Origin of the sequence: Streptomyces sp. CBMA29 (assembly GCF_014596445.1) — a bacterium.
Taxonomy (GTDB): Bacteria; Actinomycetota; Actinomycetes; order Streptomycetales; family Streptomycetaceae; genus Actinacidiphila.
In genome coordinates this window covers 1-4220 of record NZ_MECL01000006.1, presented here as the reverse complement: position 1 = coordinate 4220, position 4220 = coordinate 1, and the positions used below count along the sequence as shown (strand labels likewise).

General features: G+C 70.9%; 5 protein-coding genes. 4 read left to right on the top strand and 1 reads right to left on the bottom strand.

The genetic code is table 11. The features are described from left to right. The coding region (locus BGM09_RS01390) for a helix-turn-helix transcriptional regulator (RefSeq protein WP_188279482.1) at positions 1 to 232 on the bottom strand (232 nt) is incomplete at its 3' end. Between the two features lie 118 nt (positions 233 to 350). On the opposite strand from BGM09_RS01390, the gene BGM09_RS01385 reads away from it, so the two are divergent. The 4 genes from BGM09_RS01385 to pspAB all read left to right on the top strand — a co-directional run. After that, on the top strand, positions 351 to 1511 hold the full coding sequence (locus BGM09_RS01385; protein ID WP_188279481.1) for a citrate synthase/methylcitrate synthase: 1161 nt from the start codon (positions 351 to 353) through the stop codon (positions 1509 to 1511). Between the two features lie 218 nt (positions 1512 to 1729). After that, positions 1730 to 2683, top strand: a complete 954-nt coding sequence (locus BGM09_RS01380; RefSeq protein WP_188279480.1) for a zinc-binding alcohol dehydrogenase family protein — start codon at positions 1730 to 1732, stop codon at positions 2681 to 2683. Positions 2684 to 2789: 106 nt separating this feature from the next. After that, complete coding sequence (gene htpX, locus BGM09_RS01375; RefSeq protein ID WP_188279479.1) at positions 2790 to 3698, top strand: zinc metalloprotease HtpX; 909 nt, start codon at positions 2790 to 2792, stop codon at positions 3696 to 3698. Then, a partial coding sequence (gene pspAB / locus BGM09_RS01370) for a PspA-associated protein PspAB (protein WP_188279478.1) occupies positions 3698 to 4220 on the top strand: 523 nt, incomplete at its 3' end. The genes htpX and pspAB, both read left to right, overlap by 1 nt.

Genomic DNA, 4220 nt, shown 5'->3' with positions numbered 1-4220 from the left:
CCCCGCCCCCGCCCCCGCCGTCCGCGGGCCCGTCGGCACCGGCCGCCGCGGGCCGTGCGCGCCGGGCCAGGGCCTCGACCTCGGACGGATCGAAGGTGCTGCCCCGGCCGCCCTCCGCCCGTTGGCTGACGAGCAGGCCGCGGCTGACATACGCGTACAGCGTCTCCGGCTTCACGCCGAGCCGCCGGGCGGCCTCCCTGGTGCTGATCCGGTCCGCCGGTTGATCCGTCATGGCCTCACCGTATCCATGGTGTTCAACATATTGCTCAGCTCATTCACATTGATTCAGTCAACATTGACAGAGCGTAAATCAATCATGGAGAGTCGAGTCAATACCCAAGGAGGACACGATGCCGACCACCGAGCAGAACGCCCCGATCGACGTACCCCGCGGTCTCAAGGGCGTGATCGTCACCGACACATCCATCGGCGACGTCCGCGGGCTCCAGGGCTTCTACCACTACCGCGAGTACTCCGCCGTGGAGCTGGCCGAGAGCCGCGGCTTCGAGGACGTCTGGCACCTGATGTTCCACGGCGCGCTGCCCGACGCGGCCGAGCGCGCCGCGTTCACCGCCCGGACCGCGGCCCTGCGGCACCTGCCCGCCGACGTGGCGGACGCGCTCCCGGCCATCGCCCGCGCCAGCGCGCTGTCGGGCCCCCTCGCGGGGCTGCGCACCGCGCTGTCGCTGACCGGCGCCTCGGCCGGATTCCGCCCGCTGTACGACCTGACGCCCGACCGCCGCCGCGCCGACGCGCTGGCCGCCTGCGCGGTGGTGCCCACCCTGCTCACCGCGCTGCACCGGCTCGCCCAGGGGCTGGAGCCCGTCGAGCCGCGCCACGACCTGCCGTACGCGGCGAATTACCTCTACATGCTGACCGGCGAGGAGCCGGAGCCCGTACGCGCCCGCGCCGTCGAGCGCTATCTGATCTCGACCGTCGACCACGGTTTCAACGCCTCGACGTTCACCGCCCGCGTCATCGCCTCCACGGGGGCGGACCTGGCCGCCTGTCTGGTGGGCGCGATCGGCGCGCTGTCCGGGCCGCTGCACGGCGGCGCGCCCAGCCGCGCGCTCGACACGCTCGACGCGATCGGCACGCCCGACCGGATCGACGGCTGGCTGCGGGAGCACATCGGGGCGGGCGAGCGGATCATGGGCTTCGGCCACCCCGTGTACCGCACGGAGGACCCGCGCTCGCGGATGCTCAAGGGCATCGCGCAGAGCTTCGGCGGCGACCTGGTGGACTTCGCGGTGCGGGTGGAGGAGCGCGCGGAGGCGCTGCTCGCCGAGCTGAAGCCAGGCCGCGAACTTCATATCAATGTCGAGTTCTTCGCGGGCGTCGTGATGGAGCTCTGCGGGCTGCCGCGCGAGATGTTCACGCCGACCTTCGCCGCCGCCCGTGTCGTCGGCTGGAGCGCCAACATCCTGGAGCAGGCCGAGGACAGCAAGATCATCCGGCCGTCCGCGCGCTACGTCGGACCGCCGCCGCCCGTGCCGGTGCCCGCCGCCTGAGCGGACCGGCACGGGCGGCGGTGCCCGTGGCGGGGTGCGCGACGGCGCGCGTTGTAGCGCGCATTGCGGCGTGCAGAAGTGGCGCGCACAAGTGGTATGTGCGAGTGGTGTGCGACATACCAACCAGTCGGTAATATCGGCGGGGCGGACGTCGGGACACACCGGCGGACGCCAGGAAAGCACCCGCAGGGTGCACCCCACCACGCTGAGGAGCCGACGTGCGCGCGATCCAGATCACCGAATTCGGCGGTCCCGAGGTGTTGCGGGAGACCGAGCTGCCCGACCCTGTGGCAGGGCCGGGCCAGCTCCTCGTGGACGTCGACGCAGCCGGGATCAACTACGCCGACACGCACACCGTCGAGGACTCCTACCTCTCGCGCTCCACGCTGCCGATGGTCCCCGGCGCCGAGGTGGTCGGCCGCACCGCGCGGGGCCGCCGGGTCGTCGCCCTCACCGACAACGGCGGCTACGCCCAGAAGGCCGTCGTCCAGGAGTACCTGGCCCACGACGTGCCCGACGAGGTCACCGACGGGCAGGCGCTCGCCCTGGTCGTCCAGGGCCTCACCGCCTGGCACCTGCTGCGCACCTCCGGACGCCTGGCCGAGGGCGAGAGCGTCGTGGTGCACGCGGCGGCCGGCGGTACGGGCTCGCTCGCCGTCCAGCTCGCCAAGACCTTCGGCGCGGGCCGGGTGATCGCCACCGCCTCGTCCAAGGACAAGCGGGACCTCGCCCTGGAGCTCGGCGCCGACGTCGCCGTCGACTCCGCCCCCGAGAGCCTGAAGGACCGCCTCGTCGAGGCGAACGGCGGCAAGAAGGTCGACATCGTGCTGGAGATGACCGGCGGCCCGGTCTTCGACGCCTCGCTCGCCGCGCTCGCGCCGTTCGGCCGCCTCGTCACGTACGGTCTGGCCTCCAGGACGCCCCCGACGCCGGTCCAGGCCGCACAGCTCATGGCCCGCTCCCGCGCGGTCGTCGGCTTCTGGCTGACGCACTGCCTCGGCCGTCCGGGGATGTACCGCGAGCCGATGGCCGAACTGCTGGAGATGACCGCGGCGGGCCGCCTCATACCCCGGCTCGGCGGGGTCTATCCGCTGTCCGAGGTGGTCAGGGCCCATGAGGAGCTGCGTGCCCGGCAAACCTTCGGCAAATTGGTACTCGATGTGAGGGCCTGAGCGGAACCGACGGGCTCGTCGTAGTCGTTGAACGGGTGCACACTCGACAACGAGGGACGACGGACCGCCGCCAGTGGTCCGCGCCCCGCATGTCTCGGGAGGGGTTATGGACCGCAACCGCTTCGCGCCCGACCGGGGACTGACCACGCGCATGGTGGTCACGATGTTCCTGATCGGTCTGCTCTACGTCGTCTTCGTCGGCGCGCTGCTGGCGCTCCTGCGCGGATCCTGGCCGCTGATCCTCGTGATCGCCGGAGTTCTCTTCATCGCACAGTTCTGGTTCAGCGACCGCATCGCCGCCTTCAGCATGGGCGCCAGGGAGGTCACCCCCGAACAGGCGCCTGAGCTGCACGGGGTCGTGGACCGCATCTGCGCGCTCGCCGACATGCCCAAGCCCAAGGTCGCCATCGCCGAATCCGACGTGCCGAACGCGTTCGCCACCGGTCGCAACAAGAAGAACACCACGGTGTGCGCCACGACCGGGCTGCTGCGCCGCCTGGAGCCGGACGAGCTGGAGGGCGTCATCGCCCACGAGCTGTCCCACGTCGCCCACAAGGACGTCGCGGTCATGACGATCGCCGCCTTCCTCGGCATCCTCGCCGGTGTCATCACCCGGATCGGCCTCTACGGCGGCTTCCGCCAGGCGCGCGGCGCCGGGGCCGCCGCGCTCGCCGTGGCGATCCCGCTGGTCAGCGCCGTCGTCTACGCCCTCAGCTTCCTGCTCACCCGGATGCTGTCGCGCTACCGCGAGCTGTCCGCCGACCGCAGTGCGGCGCTGCTCACCGGCCGCCCCTCCTCGCTGGCCTCCGCGCTCACCAAGGTCACCGGGCAGATCGGCGCGATCCCGACCAAGGACCTCCGCAAGGCGGAGCCCTTCAACGCCTTCTACTTCGCGCCCGCGCTGAGCGCGAAGGGCGGAGGCTCCACCTTCTCGAAGCTGCTGTCCACCCACCCCTCCCTTGAGCAGCGGCTGGAGCAGCTCAGCCGCATCACTCTCGAACTGGACCGCCACTGATGGGGCTACTGGACGTCATCCTCGGCCGCAGCAAGCCGGTCAAGCCCGACCTCGACCAGCTCTTCGGCCTCACCTCGGCTGCCATCACCCTCGAAGCGGCGAGCGAGCTGCGGCCCACCGGCCTCGGCTCGGTCTGCTTCGCGGCCGTCGAGGGCGGCGCCTTCGCCGAGATCCAGCAGGACCTGCGGGCCCTGGTCGGCGCGGAGGCCAGCCAGGACGCGTACGGCTACACCTGGCTGCTGGCCCGCAAGGACCCCGCCGAGATGACCGACCTCGTCACCGATCTGCACGCGATCAACTCTGCCCTGGAAGAACGCGGCTTCGGTCCGCAACTGCTCTGCTCGCTGCTCGGTTTCAAGGACCCCGCGGGCCGCTCGGTGGCGCTGGTCTATCTCTACAAGCGCGGGTCCTTCTATCCGGTCTGTATACGCTCTGACCAGCAGAAACGCGACACGGCCCGTGAGTTGGAGATCGCAGCGCTGGTCAAAGATGATCTTCGGATCGAGCCGGACAAGGCTCGAT